The 1,028-nt window shown below is 72.1% G+C and carries 2 protein-coding genes; one reads left to right on the forward strand and one right to left on the reverse strand.

The window, feature by feature from the left end:
• Positions 1 to 612, reverse strand: a 612-nt coding sequence (locus tag BACI9J_RS22505) for a galactose-1-phosphate uridylyltransferase (protein WP_442858667.1), incomplete at its 3' end; no start/stop codon positions are given.
• Positions 613 to 676: 64 nt separating this feature from the next.
• Between BACI9J_RS22505 and BACI9J_RS22510 the strand changes: the two genes are divergently transcribed.
• Positions 677 to 1,028: DeoR family transcriptional regulator (locus BACI9J_RS22510; protein WP_159736632.1), on the forward strand; the 352-nt coding region annotated here is incomplete at its 3' end.

Consider the following 1,028-nt stretch of genomic DNA (forward strand, 5'->3'; position numbering starts at 1 on the left):
GATGTACGGGTACGAGTAGATCTGCGCGTGCGGGTGGTGCAGCGTGACGCCGATCGCCTCGCCCCGGTTCTCGAAGGGGAACACCTGCTGGATGCCCGGCATCGCGGAGAGCGCGGCGGTGCGGTCGGCCCAGGCTTCGACGACGGTGCGGGCACGCGACTCGGAGATGGAGGCGAAGGAACCCGAGGTCTCGGGGGAGAAGCACACGACCTCGCACCGGCCGATCGAGCGGAGCTGGCGGTTCAGGCCGACGTCGCTCAGGGACTCGAGCGACTCGGGGGCGTCGTCGGCTTCGAGCAGCGGGCCGAACGACGGCGAGCGGTTCTCGAACACCGCGACGTCGTAGCGGCTCGGGATCTCGGACGGGTTGGCCGGGCTCTGGGGCGCGAGCGGGTCCTGGTCGGCCGGTGGCAGGAACACACGGTTCTGCCGGGACGCAGCGATCGACACCCACTCACCCGTCAGGACGTCCTGCCGCATCCGCGCCGTCTCGGGCCGCGGGTCGAGCACGCGGTCGTCGATGCTGCGTTCCGCGGGCAGCGTCGAGTCGGCGTCGTCGAAGTAGAAGAGGTCGCGGCCGTCCGCGAGCTTCGTCACGCGCTTGGTGATCACCGGAACAGCCTAGCGCCCATCCGAAGCGTTGCGAAGGACATCGGAAGCAAGCGAAACTGTCCACATGACGGACGCCGACCTCTCCTTCCTCGCCGGCGCGCTGCCCGCGCCCCTGCGGCAGGACCGCATCGTCGCGATCGTCGACGGTGCCCCGGGCATGGTCCGGACGGCCGCGTTGGCCGCGTCCCTCGGCACCAGCGAGGTGACCGTCCGCCAGGACCTCGCCGTCCTCGACCAGGAGGCCCGGATCCGCCGGGTGCACGGGGGCGCGGTCCGCCTCGGGGCCGGCTCCACCGAGCGCCCCTTCGAGGAGACCGCCGTCGAGCACCAGGTGGCCAAGGCGGCCATCGGCCGTGCGGCCGCGGCGCTGGTGCGTCCGGGGGAGTGCGTCGTCCTCGACGTCGGCACAACGCCGG

This window comes from Arthrobacter sp. 9V, assembly GCF_902506065.1.
In the GTDB taxonomy this organism is placed as follows: domain Bacteria; phylum Actinomycetota; class Actinomycetes; order Actinomycetales; family Micrococcaceae; genus Arthrobacter.